This is a genomic window from Pseudomonas sp. LBUM1640 (assembly GCF_059716225.1).
Genome location: NZ_CP166816.1, coordinates 1,093,354 through 1,117,397 on the forward strand (window position 1 = coordinate 1,093,354; position 24,044 = coordinate 1,117,397).

A 24,044-nucleotide genomic window follows, 5' to 3' on the forward strand; every position below is an offset into this window, starting at 1 on the left:
ATCTATCGGCTCTTCACCCGTGCACCGCAGTTGCCACAGAACTTGGGGTCTGCTGCGAGTGGCAAGTGGCATTCTGAACAGGTCGGCTTAAGCAACATTTTCTGGCGCATGTGGCCGATCTGAATGACACAGGGGACCGTCACTCGATAGGCCGGGCTAGCGAGGTCGAAGGCAGTCCAAATCCCAGTGATCGCCCAACCGACGGGGCCTGTGAGAACTGCCAAGCCTCTGCCCAGGGTCGCGCTACCGGCGAAGACCACGCCTCGGCCCACAAGGCTGCTCATAGTTGCACTCGCTACCATGGCAGAAAGGGAGTAGGCCGTAAGCCCGGAGGCACTCAGGGTGGCGATGAGCGCTGCAAGAGCGCTCGGCCCCATCCCGGCTCGGTATCCAGGCCCTACTGACTCGAAGAAGGTAGCTTTGTCTTCCTCACTCATACGGCTAAGCGATTGCTCAATCACTTTCGCGATAATAGCCATCTCCATTTCGCCGCAACTGGCGGTGCTTATCTTGGCCACGCCTACATGGCTCGCAACATCGCTGAGCATTTCTTTGTAGGGAACACCACTTCCCCCGCGGAACAGGTTCATTAGCGAGTTGCCGCCAAAGCGCGTCAGCTCCTCTGCCAGCAATGCACGCATGAACTCATTGACTTCGCCTTCTTTGCCTGCGACCAACTGGCTGCACACTGATGAGGACAGGGAGATCCGCCCCTTGCCGCTGTCGGTGATGACGTCAATAAGCAACTTGACATCATCCGCTGATGCGCTCATCAGCACCTCTGCGAGGTCGGCATCGTGAATCATTGCCATGCTGGAACTCCTTCTGAATGTGGATGGATTATTTTTCGATCTTCGGATCGTTTGGAGTTGCCCGATTGGCCAGCGCACCGGCAATCGCAGCAAGGGCGACTCGCGGGTTTGGGCTTCGAACTTGCCGGAGTATCAATGCATCAAGGGTCAGGCAATACCGACGGCGCCACTCGTCCCTGGCATTTGCACGTGCTACCTCTGGTGAAGCGCCAACCCCAATGGGACGGGGATCAGGATGCATCTTTGACTCACGCAGTACCTTCTCCACCGGACTCCTGGCCTCTAGTAAACCGTCTTGTTGGAGTTTGCCGGCGGCGGGCAAATAGTGGCCGATATCACCCAAGGCGTTTCCAAGGGCTAACCAGTCCTGAGGACGCATGAGCAGGAAGGCGGGTGGCACTCCCAGTACCCCGGCAACGCGCTCAAGGGTATCGAGATCTGGATTGGCGGCTGAGTCATCTTCCAGCGACTTGAGTGAGCGAAGCGTACTGCGAGCAATGCCCGTCTCGGCTTGTAATCTGGTTGACGTGACTGGCCCAGGGAGGCCGCTGTCGCGCTGCTTGCCAGCAACCGCTAGCACCGCACTCAGATTTTCGCTAAAGAAGCGTCCAAGCGGTTTGGATGGGCTTTCTGATGACCGGTTGTCCATGTTGATCTCCCGTATTCGATGTCGAGAGATTACTCAGTGGGGTGCGTAATGGCCAGTATTGATGGAGCTCAGGCGCTCCATTTTGTTGTTGTGTGGAGCGCAGGAAATCCATTGTTCAGTCCGTATTCGGGTTTTACCTCACCATTTGGGCGAACAGGGGAAAACCTGAAGCCCCTGCGATTAGCACTTCGGCACCACTTCAGAGGTCTGTTTGGCCCTGGAGAGCGCAGACTTGGAGAACTCGTCCTTAATTTCATCGTGGAATCAGGCAGAGTAAAATTTCGCGTTACTCAAAAAAGCCAACTCGTTTTTACAAAACTCTTCGAAGTCTAAAGTTGGATTTCCTTCGAGAAATTCCTGGTACATGTTGAAGTAGATATCTTCGAACCATGTGGGCTCCAGAATTTGCAGAAGATCAGCGTCACGAACAATGGCTTGGTATTCGTTCAAGGGCTCCCGTTTAAAAGGGTACTGAGTGCTCTGAAGGGTCTCGAGGGCGAGAGGCAGATCCACGTTTATGGAGTCACCGCTTGTGTCAAGGATGCCTCCTTCAGTCAAGAACCGGCTCGCAATAATGATTGATCTAGAAACATTCACAATGTCAGGATCCTTCACTCCTGTGTGGCCCGCATCATGAAACGCAGCAGCGGTCACTACTGAATTAACCTCTCGCTGTTCAGCTGCGTTCAGTCCATCAAGATCGACTTTCAGGTGGTACCGCAAGCCTCGGATGGTGCCTTCTATTACACAGCAGGTGTGATACCAGTCGTGGTAGGGGCGGTCATTACTTGCCTCCTCAAAACTCTCATGAATTCGATCGAATAAAACCCGGGAATCGACCGAATCAAACTTGACTATTCCCGCGAATGCCTCGCGTGTTGACGCATGTTTGAGCAAGCGATGCTGGATGATTTCCGCCGAGGACAGGCTGAAGCCAGTCAGCTCTTTGACCTCGTTGATTCTGTTCATTGACATCCTTCCTGCGGTTTGAAGGGGAGCCCGGTGTCGTGGACTATTCCAGGTAGGGACTGCGTTTTATGTTGACGATTTCGTAACGAGCCAACCTGCCGCGCAAGGGTAGTTCTACCTCGTCCCCGACGACCTTGTTCATCAGCTTCTCGCCAACTGGGAAGAGGTATGAAACGACGCCAAGCCCGGGGTTGCCCTCCTCATAGCCCAGAATGGAATGAATACGAAGTTCACCGTCCTCTGACTCCAGCTCGACTTCCGTTCCGGGCATCACTTCCTGGAAGTCCTGGTTCTGGATATGCTCTGCATCGTCGATAAGTCTGGCAAGTTTGATCACGCTCTCCAAATCGGCAATTTTTTCTGGGGAGTTCGTAGGTGACTTTGGTTCGTAGTTGCATGAATTCAGGGTTTTCCCGAAGGTCATTGTCGAGGCTGGCTGAATGGCCCATCGCCCGGGTCGATTTCTCCAAATCTTCAACCAGTGTTCTTTGTTTCTGGGCGAGAACGCCAAGCCCCTTGCGGGTCACGTAGTAGATGTTCGACATACCCGGCTCAGTTCAACCAAGGAAGGAAAGAGACGGCCTTTTGGACGGCATCTCGCAAACTGTCAGTGCTGTTATCGATGACATGGAATTCTTCGGCGTAGCGATTGAACTCGGTCAGGAAGCGGCCACGTATTTCTGCATCATCCAACACAACACCGGGACTATCATAAATTTTGTGTTCGGGCATAACATTGCTGAAGAGGTGCATGGGCCTGTCAGATCAAGATCAAAAGCAGATCAAAAGCAGAGCTCCCACAGTTGACCGAGTTCAGTTTCCACCATCAGGTCGGTTGTCAGGCCGCCTCGGCTCTGCTTTTGATCTTAGGCGAGCCAGAGCGAGGTGCCGAGTGCTGGGGCAAGCGCACTTTGGCTACGTTGGTGCTTTTTTTCCGAAGTGACTCGCCGTAAGGATGAAACCAACATCCGCCACAACCTGAATAATGGATATGCCCCCCGCTAGCAAAAACACAGCCCCCGTTCAGCCTGCGTCTGCTACGTTTTGCAAAGCAGTAAACGTGGCCGGCCTTTTGTCACAGCTCTGGAAGCCGTCACGGAATTTTTACCGTTTGTCGCGTTCAAAACTCGGCACAGGTCCATTGCCAATGTCCTTTGCACCACAGAATGCAAAAGTAGGAGCTCCCTTCATGTTTACTCCGCGTCGTCTTCTTGTTGTTGCCACCGCCGTAGCCTTGTTGTCCGGTTGCGCCTCACCTAATCCTTATGACGGTAGCCAGGGGCAGGCAAATGATGGTTCGCAAGGTGGCATCAGCAAAACCGCCAAGTACGGTGGGCTGGCTGCATTGGCCGGTGGTTTGGCCGGTGCCGCGATTGACCATAACAACCGTGGCAAGGGCGCGCTGATCGGCGCCGCCGTTGCAGGCCTGGGTGGTGCGGGCTATGGCTACTACGCCGACCAGCAAGAAAAGAAACTGCGGGCCAGCATGGCCAACACCGGGGTTGAAGTGCAGCGCCAGGGCGACCAGATCAAGCTGATCATGCCGGGTAACATCACCTTCGCCACCAACTCGGATGCGATCTCCAGCAGCTTCTACACGCCGCTGAACAACCTGGCGGGCTCGCTCAAGCAGTTCAACCAGAACACCATCCAGATCGTTGGCTACACCGACAGCACCGGCAGCCGCCAGCTGAACATGGACCTGTCCCAGCGCCGTGCGCAGAGCGTGGCCAACTACCTGACGTCCCAAGGCGTCAGCCCGACCAACCTGAGCGCACGCGGTGCCGGCCCGGATAACCCGATTGCCAGCAACGCCGACGTGAATGGCCGCGCCCAGAACCGTCGCGTAGAGGTCAACCTGGGCCCGATCCCTGGCCAGCAATACGGCCAGCCGGGCCAGCAGCAGCCACAACAGGCGCCGCAACAGAACAACCAGTTCCAAGGCAATCCGTACCAGCAGTACCAATAAACGCCGGCCAAAAAAAGGGCGCCGTGCAGTCAATGCACGGCGCCCTTTTTTGTGGCCCGCGTTTACATCAGTCGATGTATTCGAACACTTTTACGATCTTCTGCACGCCGGATACACCTTGTACCAAGTTTGCCGCCCGAGTGGCTTCCGCCTGGGTCAGCAGGCCCATCATGTAGACGATGCCGTTATCAGTGACGATCTTGACCCGCGAGCCAGGGATCGCGTTGTCGGTGAGCATCTGTGCCTTGATCTTGGTCGTCAGCAAGGCGTCGTTGCTGATGGCCAGCAGGGTGATCGGCTCCATGACTTGCAGCTCGTTGTGGACCTTCTTCACCCGTTGCACGGTCGAGGCAGCTTGTTCAGCCTGGGCCTTGAGGTCGGCACGCGGTGTTTGGCCCGCGAGCAGTACCACACCGTTGAAGCTGGTCACGACGATGCGCGATGCGCCGTTGCCCAGGTCGGTAGCGGCCTTGGCGACGTTGACTTCGACCTTGGTTTCGATCAGCGAGTCATCAATCTTGCTGCCGAAAGTGCGTGTGCCCCGGTCATCCTGAATGGGTGTGTCACGTGTCGCAGTGATTGCCGTGCTGCAGCCGCTGATGGCGACGCACAGCGTAATGGCCAAAAGGCTGAGGCGGTTAACGGTCATTCTTCACTCCCGAACAGTTGGCTGTCGATCAGATCGCACAGGCAGTGGATCGTCAGCAGGTGGACTTCTTGAATACGTGCAGTGACATTGGCCGGGACGCGGATCTCCACGTCCTCCGGCAACAGCAGCGAGGCCATGCCGCCGCCATCGCGTCCGGTCAATGCTACGACAATCATTTCGCGATCATGTGCGGCCTGGATCGCTTGAATAATATTCGCCGAGTTGCCGCTGGTGGAAATCGCCAGCAGCACATCGCCCGGTTGGCCCAGGGCGCGGATCTGTTTGGAGAAGATTTCGTTGTAGCTGTAGTCGTTGGCGATCGAGGTGATCGTCGACGTGTCGGTGGTCAAGGCAATGGCCGGCAGGCTCGGGCGCTCGCGCTCGAAGCGGTTGAGCAGCTCGGAGGAAAAGTGCTGGGCATCACCGGCCGAACCGCCGTTGCCGCACGAAAGCATTTTGCCCTCGTTGAGCAAGGCATTGACCATGACCTGACTGGCTTGCTCGATGTGCGGTGCAAGTACGTCCATCGCCTGTTGCTTGGTGTCGATGCTGGCCTGGAAAAGCTGGCGAATTCGGGATTGCATGTCCATCTGTGTGACCTTAAGTAGCGCGGCTGTTTGGCACAGGAATGTGCAGCCCGCAAAGCAAAGAGCAAAAGTGTGTGGTGAAGGTGTCCGTTGAATCAGCTGTCGAAGGCATCTTTAAGCCAGTTCAGATCAGCGAGGCCAGACGGTGTGCTTTCTATGGCAACCACATCGAAACGGCAGGGGGAGTCAGCCCAGCGATGCTCTTTTTGCAGGAAAAACTGCGCGGCGAGTATCAGCTTTTGACGTTTGCGCCCGTCGATACTGGCGAGCGCGCCACCCCATTGTGCGTGTTTTCTGTAGCGGACTTCGACGAATACTACTGTATCGCCGTCAAGCATGACCAGATCAAGCTCACCGCGTTTACATAACCAGTTCTGCGCCAGAAGGCGCAGACCCTGTTGTTGCAGATAGTTGAGCGCTTGAAGTTCGGCATCCTTGCCGCTTTGTGCGCTGGACCGCTCGGGCATCAGCGCGGGGTGTCCGGCAGGCGCTGGATGTCGCCGCCGACGAACTTCGCCCATGGCATCTGGCGGTCAACGCGTTGGTTGCCACCGATGCCCAGGCTGCCGGAGAGGCCGTCAATGCGCGTATCCGGCAGTGCCTTGAGTTGACCCAGGCGCGGTGCCAGGCGGTAGGCGTCGGCGCCCATCGCGTACAGGCGGCCGAGGCTGCCGTTGGCCTGTGGCCATTGCGCGGCAACCTGGTTGCGCAGTGGGTCGGTGGTGTTGAGCAGCCAAGGCGTCTCACAGAACATGACGTTGGTCATGTCCAGGTACTGGTTCTTGTCGCCGCTGGCGCTGAACACGTGGGACGTTGCATACACCGGCACATCGCCGGCGTACTGGAAGTTCAACGTTGGCTTGATCTGCTGGGCCAATTGCGGCGTCACCGCCAGGAAGATGAATTCGATGTCCTGGCGGCGCGACGGTTGTGCCGCTACGTCGGTGCCAACCGTGCTTTGCAGGCTCTTGGCGCGGCCTTCGCTCTTGCGCAGTTGGAACAGGTCGGCGATCTGTTGGGCGAGGGCAACGGGTTGGTCTACGTACTCGACGCCGACAACGGTGCCACCATTGGCTTCCCAATCCTGGCGGAAGGCCTTGTAGACACGCTCGCCCCATTCGCCACGCGGCACCATGGCGGCGGCGCGGTGCAAGCCGTCGGCGCGCGCGCGGCGCGAGACTTCGCGGGCTTCGTCTTCAGCGGCCAGGCCGAATTGGAACAGCTGCGGCGGGCTTTGATCGATTTCGCTGTAGTTCAGCGCCAGGGTGGTAATCGGCAGTTGCGGGCGAGCGGCGAGTTGCTTGACCAGGGGTTTTTCCAGCGGGCCCACCACCAGTTGCACACCTGCGGCCTGGGCCTTGGCGTAGAACTCGTCGATGGAGGTCAGGCGCGAGCTGTCATAGAACTCGATGACCGGCGGCTTCTGCCCGGCTTGTTCAGCCTGGAAGTGGGCGGCCATGAAGCCTTCGCGCAGTGCCTTGCCGACCGAGGCCAGCGGGCCGTCCTGCGGCAACAGCAGGGCGATCTTGTTCAGTGGCTGGCTGGCCAGCTCCTTGAGCTTGGTCAGCGGGGTTGGCAGGTTGACTGCCGCCGGGTGACCTGGGTTCTGTGCGCGCCAGGTATCGATGGCGGCTTGTTGTTGCTCCAGGGTGCCGGCACCCTTGACCGCTTTGGCCAGGCTGATCCAGCCGTCGAGTGTCGGGTTGCCGCTGGCTTGCAGCTGTTCAGCCGGCAGTGCGGCAATCAGCGCCCAGATGGCGTCGTGGTTGCTGTTGGCGGCGTCGCCCGTCAGCAGCGGTGCCATTGCGACCCGCTCACGCGCGGCAGCCAGGGTCTGGCCGTCGGCTTCATAGGCGCGGGCATGCACGGTGCCGGTGCGGATCTGCTGTTCTGTCGGCAGGTCCTTCAGGCTTTGCAGGCTAGGGTGGTTCAGGGCCGTCAGCGCAGCCTTGGGCTGGTTGCGCGCCATGGCCAGTTCGGCCGCCAGCGTGCTGGCAAATACTTGCGCGGCCGGCTTCAGTACATCCAGGGGCACCTGCGCAAGAATCTGCGACGAACGGCCAGGGTTGTTCTGACGGTAGGCCAGGTCAGCCGCACTCAGGCGCAGCATCGCGGCCTTTTCTGGCGTGTTGGCGGAGGTCGCCTGTTCGAGCAGTTGCTCGATACTGGCATCCGGGGTCCGTGGGAGGTCGCCAAGGCTGGACGAGGGCGAGCTGGCGCAGGCGGCCAATAAGGCAGCGAGGCAGAGGGCGGAGAGCAGCCGCAGGCAAGCGATCATGTAAGTGTTCCTGATACCGATCAAATTAGCGTGGAATTGTACCCAAGCACTGGCCCAGGCGCGATGTTACTGGTGTGAAACCGTCAATTTAGGTCGTGCAAATGTTGCGAACGGCTACCGACGGCTGAAAAGGCATCCACCTTGATGGCATATTTTCAAGGCGCCTACGCGTTACAATGCGACTTTTGCTAACCATCGAGGTGTGCGTTTTGACTGCTCCAGGTCCTTTGAATTCCACTGCAGGCTCGCTTTTTGTCGTGGCGACGCCCATTGGCAACCTGGACGACATCAGTGCCCGGGCGCTAAAAGTGTTGCGCGAAGTAAAACTGATCGCGGCCGAAGACACGCGGCACTCCCAGCGGTTGATGCAGCATTTTGGTATCAGCACGCCATTAGCTGCGTGCCACGAGCATAACGAGCGCGAAGAAGGCAGCCGTTTTATCACGCGCCTGCTGGCCGGTGACGATGTCGCGCTGATCTCCGATGCCGGTACGCCGCTGATTTCCGATCCCGGCTACCACCTGGTCCGCCAGGCGCGTGCCGCTGGTATCAATGTAGTGCCTGTTCCGGGTGCGTGCGCGCTGATCGCAGCCTTATCGGCCGCCGGGCTGCCGTCGGATCGTTTTATCTTCGAGGGTTTCCTGCCGGCCAAGACAGTAGGGCGCCGCGCGCGCCTGCAAGCACTTAAAGAAGAGCCGCGCACGTTGATCTTCTATGAAGCCCCGCACCGCATCCTTGAATGCCTGCAAGATATGGAGCTGGTGTTCGGCGGCGAGCGCCTCGCGCTGCTGGCGCGTGAACTGACCAAAACCTTCGAAACCCTCAAGGGCTTGCCGCTGGAAGAGCTACGCGCCTTCGTCGAAGGCGATAGCAATCAACAGCGTGGCGAGTGCGTGGTGCTGGTGGCCGGTTGGTCGGCGCCGGAAGAAGAAGATGCCGTGGGCAGCGAGGCCATGCGCATTCTGGATTTGCTACTCAAGGAAATGCCGCTTAAGCGGGCCGCGGCGTTGGCGGCTGAAATTACCGGTGTGCGTAAGAACGTGCTGTACCAAGTCGCGCTGGATAAACAGAAAGCCGAATAGTTCAGGGGCTAAACCTGTATTCCGTCTGAACGTGATGGCATTGCTGTACTTTTAATACTTGTCCTGAGGCCGCCGTGCCGTTAACCTGCGCGGCGGAGAGTCGATTGGACAGTCGCTGCCCTCTATGAAAATTAGGGGGGGGAGGAAAGTCCGGGCTCCATAGGGCGAAGTGCCAGGTAATGCCTGGGAGGCGTGAGCCTACGGAAAGTGCCACAGAAAATAACCGCCTAAGCACTTCGGTGCCGGTAAGGGTGAAAAGGTGCGGTAAGAGCGCACCGCGCGACTGGCAACAGTTCGTGGCTAGGTAAACCCCACTTGGAGCAAGACCAAATAGGGTCCCAAGGCGTGGCCCGCGCTGGGACCGGGTAGGTTGCTAAAGATGTCCAGTGATGGCCATCGTAGACGAATGACTGTTCAAGACAGAACCCGGCTTACAGATCGACTCTCCACCTTTTTTCCTTCTGTCCGAATCTCGGGCAGAAACCCGGTAGTAACGCAAGAATCCCTCCCTGCCAAATCATTGGCAGATGCGTCTTCGTAATACCAAAAAAATCTTACTCTTAATAAATTACTTTAACTTCAAGCCCTAGCTCCATGAGCTATTTGCGATTGTTGAGTCAAAAACATCCTCGAACTCGCGTTTCTCCTCCTTTTGCGTTCCTAAATCTCCGTTCTGTAAGGCTTTTCCTTGAATCCGCGCCTTGACGGTGTGGTGGGCGCATTCCTATAGTGTGCGCAAGTGGCGGAAAGTGGCACAAAGTGGGTTTTTTGAACGTAAAACGCTAAAATTTGGAGAAACGCATCTGTGTTTCGCGGAGCTAACGCTATCAGTCTCGATGCAAAAGGCCGTCTCGCCATGCCGAGCCGGTATCGTGACGAGCTCATTTCGCGAAGTTCAGGCCAGTTAATCATCACGATTGACGCCGTTGATCCTTGTTTGTGTGTTTACCCCCTCGATGAGTGGGAGTTGATCGAAACCAAGTTGCGCGCTCTGCCTTCATTGCGTGAAGAAAACCGCCGCCTGCAGCGTTTGCTGATTGGTAATGCTGTCGACCTCGAGCTCGATGGTAGCGGTCGTTTCCTGGTGCCTCCGCGTTTGCGCGAATACGCCAAGCTGGATAAGCGCGCAATGCTGGTGGGCCAACTGAACAAGTTCCAATTGTGGGACGAAGATGCCTGGGATGCTGTTTCTGCAGCTGACCTGGCTGCTATTCAACAACCGGGCGCCATGCCTGATGAACTGCGTGATTTGATCCTGTGACTATTGATAGCGGCTTTAACCACATCACCGTACTGCTTGACGAAGCCGTTGAGGCTCTCGCCGTACGCGCGGATGGCTGCTATTTGGATGGCACCTTCGGCAGGGGCGGGCACAGTCGGTTGATACTCAGCCAGCTCGGGTCCGACGGTAAGCTCCTCGGGTTCGACAAAGACCCCCAAGCGATTGCCACCGGGCAAGCGCTAGCGGCCGAAGACGGCCGCTTTGTCGTTGTACAGCGTAGCTTTGCCGAGCTCGGTGCCGAAGTCGCCGAACGTGGCATGGCAGGCAAGGTGGCCGGGGTTTTGCTCGACCTGGGCGTGTCTTCGCCACAGCTTGATGACCCGGAGCGCGGCTTCAGTTTCATGAACGACGGCCCGCTCGACATGCGCATGGACCCGACCCGTGGCATCAGCGCGGCCGAGTTCATCGCCACCGCGCCACACGAAGAAATCACCCGTGTATTCAAGGAATACGGTGAAGAACGCTTCGCCGGTCGCATGGCCCGTGCCGTGGTCGAGCGCCGCGAAATCCAGCCATTCGAGCGCACCGCCGACCTGGCCGAAGTGCTGAAAGTCGCCAACCCTGCGTGGGAAAAGGGCAAGAACCCAGCGACCCGCGCGTTCCAGGGCCTGCGCATTCACGTCAACAACGAACTGGGCGATCTGGAAGCCGGCCTCGAAGCCGCGCTGGAAGCCTTGGAAGTGGGCGGTCGCCTGGTGGTGATCAGCTTCCACTCCCTGGAAGACCGCATCGTCAAACTGTTCATGCGTCGTCTGGTCAAGGGCGAGTCCGACAACCTGCCGCGCAACCTGCCGGTGCGTTTCGAAGCCTTTGTGCCGAAAATCAAAATCCATGGCAAAGCGCAGTTCGCTTCCGAAGCCGAACTCAAGGCCAACCCACGTTCCCGTAGCGCCGTCATGCGCGTCGCGGAGAAGCTGCGGTGAGCAAGCTTTTTGCCAAGCCCCTCCCGGGCGGCAGCTTCTTTATGTTGCTGCTGTTTGTCGGCGTGCTGGTGTCCGCGATTGCGGTGTCCTACAGCGCGCACTACAACCGCCAATTGCTCAATACCCTGTATGGGGAATTGAGCGTGCGTGATAAGGCGCAGGCGGAATGGGGCCGCTTGATCCTCGAGCAAAGCACTTGGACCGCGCACAGCCGCATCGAAGTGCTGGCGACCGAGCAGTTGAAAATGCACATCCCTAGCGCCGCCGACGTTCGCATGGTGGCGCCATGATGAAACTTGAAGGCGCACTCTACCCATGGCGCTTCCGTCTGATGCTCGGCTTGCTGGCACTGATGGTGGGCGCGATTGCCTGGCGGATCATCGATCTGCAAGTGGTCGACCGTGACTTCCTGATCGGCGAGGGCAATGCCCGTAGCCTGCGGCATATCCCGATTCCTGCGCACCGCGGTCTGATTACCGACCGTAACGGCGAGCCTCTGGCCGTCAGTACCCCGGTGACCACCTTGTGGGCCAACGCCAAAGAGTTGCAGGTTGCCAAGGACAAGTGGCCCGAGCTCGCCGCCGCTCTGGGCCAGGATCCAAAAGCCTTGTCCGAGCGCCTGGAAGCCCAGGCCAATAAAGAATTCATCTACCTGGTTCGCGGGCTCACCCCTGAACAGGGCCAGCAAGTGCTCGACCTTAAAGTCCCCGGTGTCTATGGCATCGAGGAGTTTCGTCGTTTCTACCCGGCCGGTGAAACCACCGCCCATATGGTGGGCTTCACCGACATCGATGACCACGGCCGCGAAGGCGTGGAACTCGCCTACGATGAATGGCTGGCCGGGGTTCCCGGCAAACGGCAGGTCATCAAGGATCGGCGCGGCAGACTGATCAAGGATGTCCAAGTCACCAAAAACGCCAAGGCCGGTAAGCCCTTGGCGTTGTCGATTGACCTGCGCCTGCAATACCTGGCCAACCGCGAGCTACGTAACGCAATCATCGAGAACGGCGCCAAGGCCGGCAGCCTGGTGATTATGGACGTGAAGACCGGCGAGATCCTCGCCATGGTCAACCAGCCGACCTACAACCCGAACAACCGCCGCAACCTGCAACCGGCGATGATGCGTAACCGCGCGATGATTGACGTGTTCGAGCCTGGCTCGACCATGAAAGCCATCTCCATGAGTGCCGCCCTGGAAACCGGGCGCTGGAAACCCAGCGACAAAGTCGAGGTTTACCCAGGCACCCTGCAGTTGGGCAAATACACCATTCGTGACGTGTCCCGCACCGAAGGTCCGGTACTGGATTTGACCGGTATCCTGATCAACTCCAGTAACGTGGGCATGAGTAAAGTCGCCTTCGATATTGGCGGCGAAACCATCTACCACCTGGCGCAAAAAATCGGCTTGGGCCAACCCACCGGCCTGGATTTCCCAGGCGAGCGCGTGGGTAACCTGCCGAACTACCGCGACTGGAAAAAAGCCGAGACGGCCACGCTTTCCTACGGCTACGGCCTGTCGGTGACCGCGATCCAGCTGGCCCATGCTTTCTCTGTATTGGCCAATAATGGCCGCATGGTTCCACTGAGCCTGATTCACGTCGATGAAGCCCCGAAAGCCACCCAGGTGATCCCGGAAAACGTCGCCAAAACCATGCAGGGCATGCTGCAACAAGTGATCGAAGCGCCGCGCGGTGTATTCCGTGCCCAGGTGCCGGCGTATCACGTGGCAGGCAAGTCGGGTACTGCACGTAAGACATCGGTCGGTACCAAGGGCTACGCCGAAAACTCGTACCGCTCGCTGTTCGCCGGTTTCGGCCCGATGAGCGACCCGCGCTACGCCATCGTTGTCGTGATTGATGAGCCGAGCAAGGCCGGCTACTTCGGTGGCCTGGTGTCGGCGCCGGTGTTCAGCAAAGTGATGTCCGGCACCCTGCGCCTGATGAACATCACGCCGGACAACCTGCCGCCCACCCAACAAGCGAACGCCGGACCTCCGGCCGCTGCTGCCAAAGCCAATGGAGGGCGCGGCTGATGTCTCTTAGCTTGAACAAGATTTTTGCCCACGCCGGACGCGATCTGCTGATTCGCGAGTTGAGCCTGGACAGCCGTAATGTACGCGCCGGTGACCTGTTCCTGGCGGTGCCTGGCGGCAAGTTTGATGGCCGCGCACATATCGCCGATGCCCTGCAACGCGGTGCTGCCGCCGTGGCGTATGAAGTGGAAGGCGCCACTGTGCTGCCGATCACCGACGTGCCATTGATTCCGGTCAAGGGCCTGGCTGCCCAGCTATCCGATATCGCCGGGCGTTTTTATGGCGACCCGAGCCGTCAACTGAACCTGATCGGCGTGACCGGCACCAACGGCAAGACCAGCGTGACCCAATTGGTCGCGCAAGCGCTTGACCTGCTGGGTCAGCATTGCGGCATTGTTGGCACCCTGGGCACCGGTTTTTATGGCGCGCTGCAAAGCGGCCTGCACACCACACCAAACCCTATTGCGGTGCAAGCGACCCTGGCCGACCTGAAAAAGGCCGGTGCCAAGGCGGTTGCCATGGAAGTCTCTTCCCATGGCCTGGATCAGGGCCGCGTGGCTGCTCTGGCTTTCGATGTGGCAGTGATGACCAACCTGTCGCGCGATCACCTCGACTACCACGGCACCATGGAAGCGTACGCCGCCGCCAAGGCCAAGCTGTTTGCCTGGAATGACCTGAGGTGCCGGGTGGTAAACCTGGATGACGCGTTCGGTCGCCAGTTGGCTGCGCAAGACAGCGAAGCGCGCCTGATCAGCTACAGCCTGGAGGATTCCAGCGCTTACCTGTATTGCCGCGAAGCCCAATTTAATGACGAAGGCGTGCTCGCCACGCTGGTCACGCCGCAAGGCGAACACCACTTGCGCAGCACCTTGCTCGGGCGTTTCAACCTGAGCAACGTGCTGGCCGCTATCGGTGCATTGCTCGGCCTGGATTACGCGCTGGATGAAATCCTGCGTGTGCTGCCCAAGCTTGAAGGCCCGGCCGGTCGCATGCAGCGTTTGGGCGGCGGCTCGCAGCCGCTGGTGGTGGTCGATTACGCCCACACTCCCGACGCCCTGGAAAAAGTCCTCGACGCCCTGCGCCCGCACGCCAAGGGCAAATTGCTCTGCCTGTTCGGCTGTGGCGGTGATCGCGATCGCGGCAAGCGCCCGTTGATGGCCGAAATCGTTGAGCGCCTGGCCGATGGCGTACTCGTCACCGATGACAACCCGCGCAGCGAAGCCCCAAGCCAGATTTTCGACGATATCCGTGTCGGCTTCAAAGACGCGTCCAAGGTCACATTCGTCGCCGGGCGTGGCGCAGCCATTGCCCAGCTGATCGCCAGCGCCAGTGCTGACGATGTCGTGGTATTGGCCGGTAAAGGCCACGAGGACTACCAGGAAATCAACGGCGAGCGCCATGCCTTCTCCGATCTGGTCGAGGCCGATCACGCCCTGACCGCCTGGGAGGTCGCGCATGCTTAAAGCGATGAAATTCAGCGAACTGACCCAGGCCTTGTCGGCCCGCGTAGTGTCGAGCGATTGCAGCTTCGACGGCGTCAGTATCGACAGTCGCAACATCAAGCCTGGGCAATTGTTTGTCGCACTGGCAGGCCCGCGTTTCGATGGCCACGACTACCTGAACGACGTCGCTGCCAAAGGTGCCGTGGGTGCCTTGGTACAGCGCGAAGTGGCGGATTCGACCTTGCCGCAATTGTGGGTCGCTGACACCCGCTTGGCCCTGGGCCAACTCGGTGCCTTGAACCGCGCTGCCTTTGATAAGCCGGTTGCAGCCATCACCGGCTCCAGCGGCAAAACCACGGTCAAGGAATTGCTCGCCGGTGTGCTGCGCACGCGCGGGCCGGTGCTTGCCACGCGTGGCAACCTGAACAATGATTTCGGCGCTCCGCTGACCCTGCTCGAACTGGCCCCGGAACACACGGCGGCGGTGATCGAGCTGGGTGCTTCGCGCGTCGGCGAAATCGCCTACACCGTGGCGCTGACCAAGCCTCACGTTGCGATTATCAACAACGCCGGCACCGCCCACGTAGGCGAGTTTGGCGGCCCTGAGAAAATCGTCGAAGCCAAGGGTGAAATCCTTGAAGGCCTCGATGCCTCGGGCGCTGCAGTCTTGAACCTCGACGACAAGGCCTTCGAGACCTGGCGTGTACGCGCCGCCGGTCGCAAGGTGCTGACCTTTGCCGTATCGAACGCAGCGGCTGATTTTTACGCGTCCAACATCACCGTCGACGCGCGTGGCTGCCCGTCCTTCACCTTGCACACACCGCAAGGTGATGAGCACGTGCAGTTGAACCTGCTGGGTAACCACAACGTCGCCAATGCCTTGGCCGCGGCCGCCGCCGCCCATGCCCTGGGCGTGTCGCTGTTCGGTATCGCCACCGGTCTGGGCGCTGTGCAGCCGGTCAAGGGCCGCACGGTCGCGCAACTGGCGAGCAACGGTATGCGCGTGATCGACGACACCTATAACGCCAACCCGTCCTCCATTAATGCCGCTGTTGACCTGTTGAAAGGCTTTGCCGGGCGCAAGGTTCTGGTACTGGGTGATATCGGCGAATTGGGCGATTGGGCAGAGCAAGGCCACCGCGAAGTCGGCGCTTACGCCAGCGGCAAAGTCGACGCGCTCTACGCCGTCGGCCCGAACATGGCGCATGCCGTCGATGCTTTCGGTCTCGGCGCGCGGCATTTTGCAACCCAGGCCGAGCTGATCCAGGCACTGGCTGCGACTGAACAAGACAAACACACAACCATTTTGATCAAGGGATCGCGCAGCGCGGTGATGGAAAACGTCGTCGCGGCCTTGTGTGGCTCAAGTACGGAGAAACATTAATGCTGCTGCTGCTGGCTGAGTATCTGCAACAGTTCCACAAAGGCTTCGCGGTCTTTCAGTACCTGACCCTGCGCGGGATTTTGGGTGTGCTGACCGCGCTGTCTCTGTCGCTGTTCCTGGGGCCGTGGATGATCCGCACCCTGCAGAACCTGCAAATTGGTCAATCGGTTCGTAATGACGGCCCGCAGTCGCACCTGTCCAAATCCGGCACCCCGACCATGGGCGGCGCGCTGATCCTGTCGTCCATCGGCATCAGCACCTTGCTCTGGGCTGACCTGCATAACCGCTATGTGTGGGTGGTGCTGCTGGTGACCCTGTTGTTCGGCGCCATCGGCTGGGTCGATGACTACCGCAAAGTGATCGAGAAAAACTCCAAGGGGTTGCCAAGCCGCTGGAAGTATTTCTGGCAGTCGGTATTCGGCCTTGGCGCTGCGATCTTCCTTTACACCACCGCGCCAAGCGCGGTTGAAACCACTTTGATCATTCCGATGCTCAAAGACGCCAGCATTCCACTGGGCATCGGCTTTGTGGTGCTGACCTACTTCGTGATCGTCGGTTCCAGCAACGCGGTGAACCTGACTGACGGCCTCGACGGCCTGGCGATCATGCCGACGGTGATGGTCGGCGGCGCGCTCGGCATCTTCTGCTACCTGTCGGGTAACGTGAAATTCGCTGAATACCTGCTGATCCCGTATGTACCGGGCGCGGGTGAACTGATCGTGTTCTGCGGCGCACTCATCGGTGCCGGCCTGGGGTTCCTGTGGTTCAACACTTACCCCGCACAAGTCTTCATGGGCGACGTTGGCGCACTGGCGCTGGGCGCAGCCTTGGGCACCATTGCGGTGATCGTCCGCCAGGAAATCGTGCTGTTCATCATGGGCGGTGTGTTCGTGATGGAAACCCTGTCGGTGGTCATCCAGGTGGCTTCCTTCAAATTGACCGGGCGTCGCGTGTTCCGCATGGCGCCGATCCACCACCACTTTGAACTCAAGGGCTGGCCCGAGCCACGCGTGATTGTCCGTTTCTGGATCATCACCGTGATTCTGGTACTGGTCGGCCTTGCCACCCTGAAACTGAGGTAGAAACGAGTGTCCCTGATCGCTTCAGACCACTTCCGCATCGTTGTCGGCCTCGGCAAGAGCGGCATGTCCCTGGTTCGCTTCCTGGCGAACCGGGGCACGTCGTTTGCCGTGGCTGACACGCGGGAAAATCCACCGGAGCTGGTCACGCTGCGCCGTGACTACCCGCACGTGGAAGTGCGTTGTGGCGAGTTGGATGTCGAGTTTCTGTGCCGTGCCGATGAGCTCTACGTGAGCCCCGGCCTGGCCTTGGCGACACCGGCCCTGCAAGCGGCAGCGGCGCGTGGCGTGAAGCTGTCTGGCGATATCGACCTGTTCGCGCGTAACGCGAAGGCGCCGATTGTGGCCATCAGCGGCTCCAACGCAAAAAGCACCGTGACCACGTTGGTTGGCGAGATGGCCGTTGCAGCCGGCAAGCGCGTGGCCGTGGGCGGTAACCTTGGCACCCCGGCGCTGGACCTGCTCAGCGACGACGTCGAGCTGTACGTGATGGAGCTGTCGAGCTTCCAGCTCGAAACCACCCACGACCTGGGCGCCGAAGTGGCGACCGTGTTGAACGTGAGTGAAGACCACATGGACCGCTACAGCGGCCTGCCGGCGTATCACCTGGCCAAGCACCGGATTTTCCGGGGCGCCAAGCAGTTTGTGGTCAACCGCCAGGATGCCCTGAGCCGTCCACTGATAGGCGAAGGCATGCCGTGCTGGACGTTTGGCCTGGGCAAACCTGATTTCAAAGCCTTCGGCATTCGCGAAGAGAACGGCGAGAAATACCTGGCCTTCGAATTCCAGAACTTGATGCCGGTGCGCGAGCTGAAAATCCGTGGCGCGCATAACCAGTCCAACGCCCTGGCAGCCTTGGCGCTCGGGCATGCGGTTGGCTTGCCGTTCGACGCCATGCTCTCGAGCCTGCGCACCTTCGGCGGCCTTGAGCATCGCTGCCAGTGGGTCCGCGACCTCAATGGCGTCAGCTATTACAACGACTCCAAGGCTACCAACGTCGGTGCTGCCTTGGCCGCCATCGAAGGCCTTGGCGCCGACATCGACGGCAAGCTGGTGCTGATCGCCGGTGGCGATGGCAAAGGTGCTGACTTCAAGGACCTCAAAGGTCCGGTGGCTGCACATTGCCGTGCCGTGGTGCTGATGGGCCGTGATTCTGATTTGATCGCCGCCGCCCTCGGCGACGCCGTGCCGCAAGTGCGCGCGACATCCCTGGACGACGCCATCGCTCAATGCAAAGCCCTGGCCCAGCCGGGTGACGCAGTGCTGCTGTCGCCGGCGTGCGCCAGTTTCGACATGTTCAAGCACTACGAAGAGCGCGGCCAGCTGTTCGCCCGCGCCGTGGAGGGTTTGGCATGAACATCAATTTCAGAAATATCATCAAGCCGTATCCATCGCCGATCATCACCGGGCGCGGTATCGACCTCGACTTCCCGATGCTCGCCGGTTGCCTCGCGTTGCTGGGCCTGGGCCTGGTGATGATTACTTCGGCGTCCTCCGAAGTGGCCGCCGTACAGTCGGGCAATACGCTGTACATGATGATCCGTCACCTGGTGTACCTGGTGATCGGCCTCGGCGCGTGCATCGTCACCATGATGATCCCGATTGCCACCTGGCAGCGCCTGGGATGGTTGCTGCTGGTGGGGGCGTTTGGCTTGCTGGTCATGGTGATCCTGCCGGGCATCGGCCGTGAGGTGAACGGTTCGATGCGCTGGATCGGCTTCGGTGCGTTCAACGTGCAGCCGTCGGAAATCGCCAAGGTGTTCGTGGTGATCTACCTCGCCGGTTACCTGGTACGGCGCCAGAAAGAGGTGCGCGAAAGCTGGATGGGCTTCTTCAAGCCGTTCATCGTGCTGCTGCCGATGGCCGGCCTGTTGCTGATGGAGCCCGACTTCGGTGCCACCGTCGTAATGATGGGCGCGGCCGCTGCGATGCTATTTCTCGGTGGCGTCGGTCTGTTCCGCTTCACCTTGATGGTGGTGCTGGCCGTGGCAGCCGTGACGGTGTTGGTGCAGGCGCAACCCTACCGGATGGCCCGTCTGATTACCTTTACCGACCCGTGGTCCGACCAGTTCGGTTCCGGCTACCAGTTGACCCAGGCACTGATCGCCTTCGGTCGCGGCGAGTGGCTGGGCGTGGGCCTGGGCAACAGCGTACAGAAGCAGTTTTACCTGCCGGAAGCGCACACCGACTTCGTGTTCTCGGTACTCGCCGAAGAGCTCGGTGTGGTCGGTTCGCTGTGCACCGTCGCGTTGTTCGTGTTCGTGTGTGTACGCGGCATGTACATCGGTTTGTGGGCCGAGAAGGCCAAACAGTATTTCGCCGCGTATGTGGCGTACGGCTTGTCATTCCTGTGGATCGGCCAGTTCCTGATCAACATCGGCGTGAACGTCGGCCTGCTGCCCACCAAGGGCCTGACCTTGCCGTTCCTCAGTTACGGCGGCAGCTCGTTGGTGATTTGCTGCGCGTGCCTGGGGTTGTTGCTGCGCATCGAGTGGGAGAGTCGAACCCACTTGGGCAGCGAAGAGATGGAATTCAGCGAAAGCGATTTTGCCGAGGAGCCGACCCATGGGCGCTAACGTGCTGATCATGGCGGGCGGCACCGGGGGCCATGTGTTCCCGGCCCTGGCGTGTGCGCGGGAATTCCAGAACCGTGGCTACACCGTGCATTGGCTCGGTACGCCGCGCGGCATCGAAAATGAATTGGTGCCGAATGCCGGTTTGCCGCTGCATTTGATCAACGTCACCGGGCTGCGTGGCAAGGGCAAGCTGTCGCTGCTCAAGGCACCGTTCGTGTTGCTCAAGGCGGTGTGGCAGGCGCGCAAAGTGATTCGCGAAGTGAAGCCGGTCTGTGTGCTGGGCTTTGGCGGTTATGTGACCGGCCCTGGCGGCGTTGCTGCCAAGCTCGCTGGTGTGCCGGTGATCGTGCACGAACAGAACGCCGTCGCCGGCACTGCCAACCGCCTGCTGGTGCCGTTGGCCGCGCGAGTGTGTGAAGCGTTCCCGAATACCTTCAGCGCATCGGACAAACGCCGTACCACCGGCAACCCGGTGCGCACTGAACTGTTTATGGCCATTGCCCGTGAGGCATTGGCCGGGCGCAAGGCGCACCTGCTGATTCTGGGCGGAAGCCTGGGCGCCGAGCCGCTGAACAAATTGTTGCCGCAAGCGTTGGCGCAGCTCCCTGTGGAATTGCGTCCGGAGATCTTCCACCAAGCCGGCAAGAACCACGATGAAGTGACCGCCACCCGCTACCGCGAGGCTGGGGTCGAGGCGAATGTGCAGCCCTTCATCAAAGACATGGCCCATGCCTATGGCTGGGCCGACCTGGTGGTCTGTCGCGCTGGTGCGTTGACCGTCAGTGAACTGGCCGCCGCCGGTCTGCCGTCCTTGCTGGTGCCTTTGCCCCACGCCATCGACGATCACCAGACCCGCAACGCCGAATATTTGGCCGGGGAGGGCGCTGCCTTCCTGCTGCCGCAAAGAACGACTGGCGCCGCCGATTTGGCCGCACGCCTGACCGAGGTTTTGATGCAACCGGAACGACTCAACAGCATGGCGAGCACCGCAAGCCGCCTGGCCAAACCTGACGCAACCCGCACCGTGGTCGATATCTGCCTGGAGGTGGCCCATGGTTGAGAATCAGAAAGCCATGCCACAACCCGAGATGCGCCGCATCCGTCGTATCCACTTCGTCGGTATCGGCGGCGTGGGCATGTGCGGCATTGCTGAAGTACTGCTGAACCTTGGCTACCAAGTGTCCGGCTCCGACTTGAAAGAGTCGCCGGTCACTGACCGCCTGAAGTCCTTTGGCGCGCAGATCTTTATCGGCCACCGCGCCGAGAACGCTGCTGAAGCCGACGTATTGGTAGTTTCCAGTGCCGTGAACACCTCCAACCCGGAAGTGGCCACCGCTCTTGAACGCCGTATTCCGGTGGTGCCGCGTGCCGAGATGCTCGCCGAGCTGATGCGTTATCGCCACGGCATCGCCGTCGCCGGTACGCATGGCAAAACCACCACCACCAGCCTGATCGCCTCGGTGTTCGCTGCCGGTGGCCTGGACCCGACCTTCGTGATCGGTGGTCGCCTGAATGCCGCCGGCACCAATGCCCAGCTGGGCACCAGCCGTTACCTGATCGCCGAAGCCGATGAAAGTGATGCGAGCTTCCTGCACCTGCAACCGCTGGTCGCTGTGGTCACCAACATCGACGAAGACCACATGGCAACTTACGACGGTGACTTCAACAAGTTGAAGAAAACCTTCGTCGAGTTCCTGCACAACCTGCCGTTCTACGGTTTGGCCGTGGTGTGCCTGGACGATCCGGTGGTGCGTGAAATCCTGCCGCTGGTCAAGCGTCCGACCGTGACCTACGGCTTCAGCGAAGACGCCGACGTGCGCGCAATCAATGTGCGCCAGGAAGGCATGCAAACCTTCTTCACCGTGCTGCGCCCTGACCGCGAGCCGCTGGACGTCTCGGTGAACATGCCGGGCAACCACAACGTGCTCAATTCCCTGGCGACCATCTGCATCGCCTCCGATGAAGGTGTCAGCGATGAAGCCATTGTTGAAGGCCTGTCGCGCTTTGCCGGTGTCGGCCGTCGCTTCCAGGTCTACGGCCAGCTGCCGGTCGACGGCGGTGACGTGATGCTGGTAGACGACTACGGTCACCACCCGACCGAAGTTGCCGCTGTGATCAAAGCCGTGCGCGGTGGCTGGCCGGAGCGCCGCCTGGTGATGGTTTACCAGCCGCACCGCTACAGCCGCACCCGTGATTTGTACGACGATTTCGTCAATGTATTGGCCGATGCCAACGTGCTGCTGCTGATGGAAGTCTACCCGGCCGGCGAAGAGCCGATCCCGGGCGCCGACAGCCGCAAGTTGTGCAACAGCATCCGTCAGCGTGGCCAGTTGGACCCGATCTACATCGAGCGTGGCGTGGACCTGGCGCCGATCGTCAAGCCGCTGCTGCGTGCCGGTGACATTCTGCTGTGCCAGGGCGCCGGTGACATTGGTGGTCTCGCGCCTAAGTTGCTGGCGAGCCCGCTCTTTGCAGCTGTGCAGGGGAAGTCGAAATGACCACGAACTACGACGCCCTGTTTTCCACCATTACGCCTGCCGACTTCGGCCGCGTGGCCGTGCTGTTCGGCGGCAAGAGCGCTGAGCGCGAAGTGTCGCTCAAGTCCGGCAACGCCGTGCTCGAAGCCCTGCAAAGCGCCGGCGTGAACGCGTTCGGTATCGACGTGGGCGATGATTTCCTCGCGCGCCTGTTGGCCGAGAAGATCGACCGTGCCTTCATCATCCTGCACGGCCGTGGCGGTGAAGATGGCAGCATGCAAGGCCTGCTTGAGTGTGCCGGCATCCCTTACACCGGCAGCGGCATCCTCGCGTCGGCATTGGCGATGGACAAGTTACGCACCAAGCAGGTGTGGCACAGCCTGGGTATTCCAACCCCGCGTCACAGCGTGCTGTGCAGTGAAGACGATTGTATTTCTGCAGCCAAGGAACTGGGCCTGCCTTTGATCGTCAAACCTGCCCATGAAGGCTCCAGTATCGGCATGGCCAAAGTGAACTCGGCCGCCGAATTGATCGACGCATGGAAAGCGGCAAGTACCTACGATTCGCAAGTGTTGGTGGAACAGTGGATCCAGGGTCCCGAGTACACCATCGCCACCCTGCGTGGCCAGGTATTGCCGCCTATCGCATTGGGCACGCCCCACACCTTTTACGACTACGACGCCAAGTACGTGGCTTCCGATACTCAGTACCGGATCCCGTGCGGCCTCGACGCAACCAAGGAACAGGAATTGATGGACCTCACGGCGAAAGCCTGTGAGGCGCTGGGTATCGCCGGTTGGGCGCGGGCAGACGTGATGCAGGATGACCAAGGGAATTTCTGGTTCCTTGAAGTCAACACTGCTCCCGGCATGACCGATCACAGCCTGGTACCTATGGCCGCTCGCGCAGCGGGCCTGGATTTCCAGCAGTTGGTGCTGGCGATTCTGGCCGCCAGTATCGAGCCTCGAGGCTAAGCACATGAAAGGCGCATCGCTTCGTCATCAGCCCCCACAAGCACCCGGCCGCAAGCCGGTGCCACGGGGCGCCAGCCGAATGGTGGCTAAAGAGCCGATGTCGGCGCGCCTGCCGAAAGCCAATTTTGGTTTTCTCAAGGCCTTGTTCTGGCCGGTGTTGCTGGTGGTGCTGGGCTTCGGCACGTACGAAGGCGCGCAGCGTCTGCTGCCGTATGCCGACCGGCCAATCACCAAGATCAGCGTGCAGGGCGACTTGAGTTACATCAGCCAGCAAGCGGTACAGCAGCGTATTGGCCCGTTCCTGGCGGCGAGTTTTTTCACCATTGACCTGGCCGGTATGCGCCGGGAGTTGGAGCAGATGCCGTGGATCGCCCATGCCGAGGTCCGCCGCGTTTGGCCGGACCAGGTGACGATCCGCCTGGAAGAGCAACTGCCCGTGGCCCGTTGGGGCGATGAAGCGCTGTTGAACAACCAGGGCCAGGCGTTCACACCGCGTGAGCTGGCCAACTACGAGCACCTGCCGCAGCTGTTCGGGCCGCAGCGGGCGCAACAGCAAGTGATGCAGCAGTACCAGGCCTTGAGCCAGATGCTGCGGCCACTGGGCTTCTCCATCGCACGCCTGGAATTGCGTGAGCGGGGCAGCTGGTTTTTGACCACCGGGGCAGGCAGTTCCGGCCCGGGCATCGAGTTGTTGCTGGGACGCGACCGCTTGGTGGAAAAGATGCGCCGCTTTATTGCCATCTATGACAAGACCTTGAAAGAACAGATTACGAACATTGCGAGCGTCGACCTGCGTTACGCCAACGGCCTGGCCGTCGGCTGGCGTGAACCAGCTGCGCCGACGACAGCCAAACCCGCTGTCGCGAAGAATTAAGAAGAG

General features: G+C 60.0%; 24 protein-coding genes and 1 other RNA gene. 17 read left to right on the forward strand and 8 right to left on the reverse strand.

Going from position 1 to position 24,044, the window contains the following annotated elements:
• Nucleotides 1-2 precede the first annotated feature (2 nt).
• From ACA065_RS04875 to ACA065_RS04890, 4 genes are all read right to left on the reverse strand, one after another.
• The gene (locus ACA065_RS04875) at nt 3-812 is read right to left on the reverse strand and encodes a hypothetical protein (protein WP_497693537.1); all 810 of its coding nucleotides are present in this window, start codon (nt 810-812) and stop codon (nt 3-5) included.
• A gap of 28 nt (nt 813-840) precedes the next feature.
• A complete protein-coding gene (locus ACA065_RS04880) occupies nt 841-1,461 on the reverse strand; it encodes a helix-turn-helix domain-containing protein (protein WP_497693538.1) in 621 nt (206 codons plus the stop codon).
• Nucleotides 1,462-1,725: 264 nt separating this feature from the next.
• Nucleotides 1,726-2,430, reverse strand: a complete 705-nt coding sequence (locus tag ACA065_RS04885; RefSeq protein ID WP_497693539.1) for a hypothetical protein — start codon at nt 2,428-2,430, stop codon at nt 1,726-1,728.
• 43 nt (nt 2,431-2,473) lie between these two features.
• Complete coding sequence (locus tag ACA065_RS04890; RefSeq protein ID WP_497693540.1) at nt 2,474-2,854, reverse strand: GreA/GreB family elongation factor; 381 nt, start codon at nt 2,852-2,854, stop codon at nt 2,474-2,476.
• A 110-nt stretch (nt 2,855-2,964) separates the two neighbouring features.
• Between ACA065_RS04890 and ACA065_RS04895 the strand changes: the two genes are divergently transcribed.
• Complete coding sequence (locus ACA065_RS04895; RefSeq protein WP_497693541.1) at nt 2,965-3,237, forward strand: hypothetical protein; 273 nt, start codon at nt 2,965-2,967, stop codon at nt 3,235-3,237.
• Nucleotides 3,238-3,619: 382 nt separating this feature from the next.
• The gene (locus ACA065_RS04900) at nt 3,620-4,399 is read left to right on the forward strand and encodes a YiaD family glycine zipper/OmpA-like lipoprotein (RefSeq protein WP_497693542.1); all 780 of its coding nucleotides are present in this window, start codon (nt 3,620-3,622) and stop codon (nt 4,397-4,399) included.
• A gap of 67 nt (nt 4,400-4,466) precedes the next feature.
• On the opposite strand, the gene ACA065_RS04905 is transcribed toward ACA065_RS04900, so the two are convergent.
• The 4 genes from ACA065_RS04905 to ACA065_RS04920 all read right to left on the reverse strand — a co-directional run bounded on the left by ACA065_RS04905 (nt 4,467) and on the right by ACA065_RS04920 (nt 7,913).
• Nucleotides 4,467-5,048, reverse strand: a complete 582-nt coding sequence (locus ACA065_RS04905; RefSeq protein WP_497693543.1) for a BON domain-containing protein — start codon at nt 5,046-5,048, stop codon at nt 4,467-4,469.
• Nucleotides 5,045-5,638: a phosphoheptose isomerase gene (locus ACA065_RS04910; RefSeq protein ID WP_133099833.1), complete on the reverse strand. Its 594-nt coding sequence runs from the start codon at nt 5,636-5,638 to the stop codon at nt 5,045-5,047. Before ACA065_RS04910 ends, ACA065_RS04905 begins: the two co-directional genes overlap by 4 nt.
• A gap of 92 nt (nt 5,639-5,730) precedes the next feature.
• On the reverse strand, nt 5,731-6,102 hold the full coding sequence (locus ACA065_RS04915; RefSeq protein ID WP_159954299.1) for a YraN family protein: 372 nt from the start codon (nt 6,100-6,102) through the stop codon (nt 5,731-5,733).
• Nucleotides 6,102-7,913, reverse strand: coding sequence for a penicillin-binding protein activator (locus ACA065_RS04920; RefSeq protein WP_497693544.1), 1,812 nt, complete (start codon nt 7,911-7,913; stop codon nt 6,102-6,104). The genes ACA065_RS04915 and ACA065_RS04920 overlap by 1 nt, the downstream gene beginning before the upstream one ends.
• Nucleotides 7,914-8,089: 176 nt before the next feature.
• Between ACA065_RS04920 and rsmI the strand changes: the two genes are divergently transcribed.
• From rsmI to ACA065_RS04995, 15 genes are all read left to right on the forward strand, one after another.
• Nucleotides 8,090-8,995 carry a 16S rRNA (cytidine(1402)-2'-O)-methyltransferase gene (rsmI, locus tag ACA065_RS04925; protein ID WP_497693545.1) on the forward strand — a complete coding sequence of 302 codons (906 nt, stop codon included), beginning with the start codon at nt 8,090-8,092 and terminating at the stop codon, nt 8,993-8,995.
• Nucleotides 8,996-9,091: 96 nt separating this feature from the next.
• Nucleotides 9,092-9,445, forward strand: an RNA gene (gene rnpB / locus ACA065_RS04930) — RNase P RNA component class A.
• 355 nt (nt 9,446-9,800) lie between these two features.
• The gene (gene mraZ / locus ACA065_RS04935; protein ID WP_003171868.1) at nt 9,801-10,256 is read left to right on the forward strand and encodes a division/cell wall cluster transcriptional repressor MraZ; all 456 of its coding nucleotides are present in this window, start codon (nt 9,801-9,803) and stop codon (nt 10,254-10,256) included.
• Nucleotides 10,253-11,200 (forward strand): 16S rRNA (cytosine(1402)-N(4))-methyltransferase RsmH, encoded by a 948-nt coding sequence (rsmH, locus tag ACA065_RS04940; RefSeq protein WP_016974952.1) that lies wholly within the window; start codon nt 10,253-10,255, stop codon nt 11,198-11,200. The genes mraZ and rsmH overlap by 4 nt, the downstream gene beginning before the upstream one ends.
• Nucleotides 11,197-11,490: a cell division protein FtsL gene (gene ftsL / locus ACA065_RS04945; protein WP_058414273.1), complete on the forward strand. Its 294-nt coding sequence runs from the start codon at nt 11,197-11,199 to the stop codon at nt 11,488-11,490. The genes rsmH and ftsL overlap by 4 nt, the downstream gene beginning before the upstream one ends.
• Complete coding sequence (locus ACA065_RS04950; protein WP_497695302.1) at nt 11,490-13,232, forward strand: peptidoglycan D,D-transpeptidase FtsI family protein; 1,743 nt, start codon at nt 11,490-11,492, stop codon at nt 13,230-13,232. The genes ftsL and ACA065_RS04950 overlap by 1 nt, the downstream gene beginning before the upstream one ends.
• A complete protein-coding gene (locus ACA065_RS04955) occupies nt 13,232-14,695 on the forward strand; it encodes a UDP-N-acetylmuramoyl-L-alanyl-D-glutamate--2,6-diaminopimelate ligase (RefSeq protein WP_497693546.1) in 1,464 nt (487 codons plus the stop codon). The genes ACA065_RS04950 and ACA065_RS04955 overlap by 1 nt, the downstream gene beginning before the upstream one ends.
• Entirely contained in the window at nt 14,688-16,058 is a 1,371-nt protein-coding gene (locus ACA065_RS04960) for a UDP-N-acetylmuramoyl-tripeptide--D-alanyl-D-alanine ligase (RefSeq protein WP_497693547.1), read from the forward strand. Before ACA065_RS04955 ends, ACA065_RS04960 begins: the two co-directional genes overlap by 8 nt.
• On the forward strand, nt 16,058-17,140 hold the full coding sequence (gene mraY, locus ACA065_RS04965; RefSeq protein ID WP_032886319.1) for a phospho-N-acetylmuramoyl-pentapeptide-transferase: 1,083 nt from the start codon (nt 16,058-16,060) through the stop codon (nt 17,138-17,140). Before ACA065_RS04960 ends, mraY begins: the two co-directional genes overlap by 1 nt.
• A 6-nt stretch (nt 17,141-17,146) precedes the next feature.
• A complete protein-coding gene (murD, locus tag ACA065_RS04970) occupies nt 17,147-18,493 on the forward strand; it encodes a UDP-N-acetylmuramoyl-L-alanine--D-glutamate ligase (protein WP_497693548.1) in 1,347 nt (448 codons plus the stop codon).
• On the forward strand, nt 18,490-19,713 hold the full coding sequence (gene ftsW, locus ACA065_RS04975) for a putative lipid II flippase FtsW (protein WP_497693549.1): 1,224 nt from the start codon (nt 18,490-18,492) through the stop codon (nt 19,711-19,713). The genes murD and ftsW overlap by 4 nt, the downstream gene beginning before the upstream one ends.
• Nucleotides 19,703-20,773, forward strand: coding sequence for an undecaprenyldiphospho-muramoylpentapeptide beta-N-acetylglucosaminyltransferase (murG, locus tag ACA065_RS04980; RefSeq protein ID WP_497693550.1), 1,071 nt, complete (start codon nt 19,703-19,705; stop codon nt 20,771-20,773). Before ftsW ends, murG begins: the two co-directional genes overlap by 11 nt.
• Complete coding sequence (gene murC, locus ACA065_RS04985; RefSeq protein ID WP_159954308.1) at nt 20,766-22,211, forward strand: UDP-N-acetylmuramate--L-alanine ligase; 1,446 nt, start codon at nt 20,766-20,768, stop codon at nt 22,209-22,211. The genes murG and murC overlap by 8 nt, the downstream gene beginning before the upstream one ends.
• On the forward strand, nt 22,208-23,164 hold the full coding sequence (locus ACA065_RS04990; RefSeq protein ID WP_497693551.1) for a D-alanine--D-alanine ligase: 957 nt from the start codon (nt 22,208-22,210) through the stop codon (nt 23,162-23,164). Before murC ends, ACA065_RS04990 begins: the two co-directional genes overlap by 4 nt.
• 4 nt (nt 23,165-23,168) lie before the next feature.
• Complete coding sequence (locus ACA065_RS04995) at nt 23,169-24,038, forward strand: cell division protein FtsQ/DivIB (protein WP_497693552.1); 870 nt, start codon at nt 23,169-23,171, stop codon at nt 24,036-24,038.
• Nucleotides 24,039-24,044 lie beyond the last annotated feature (6 nt).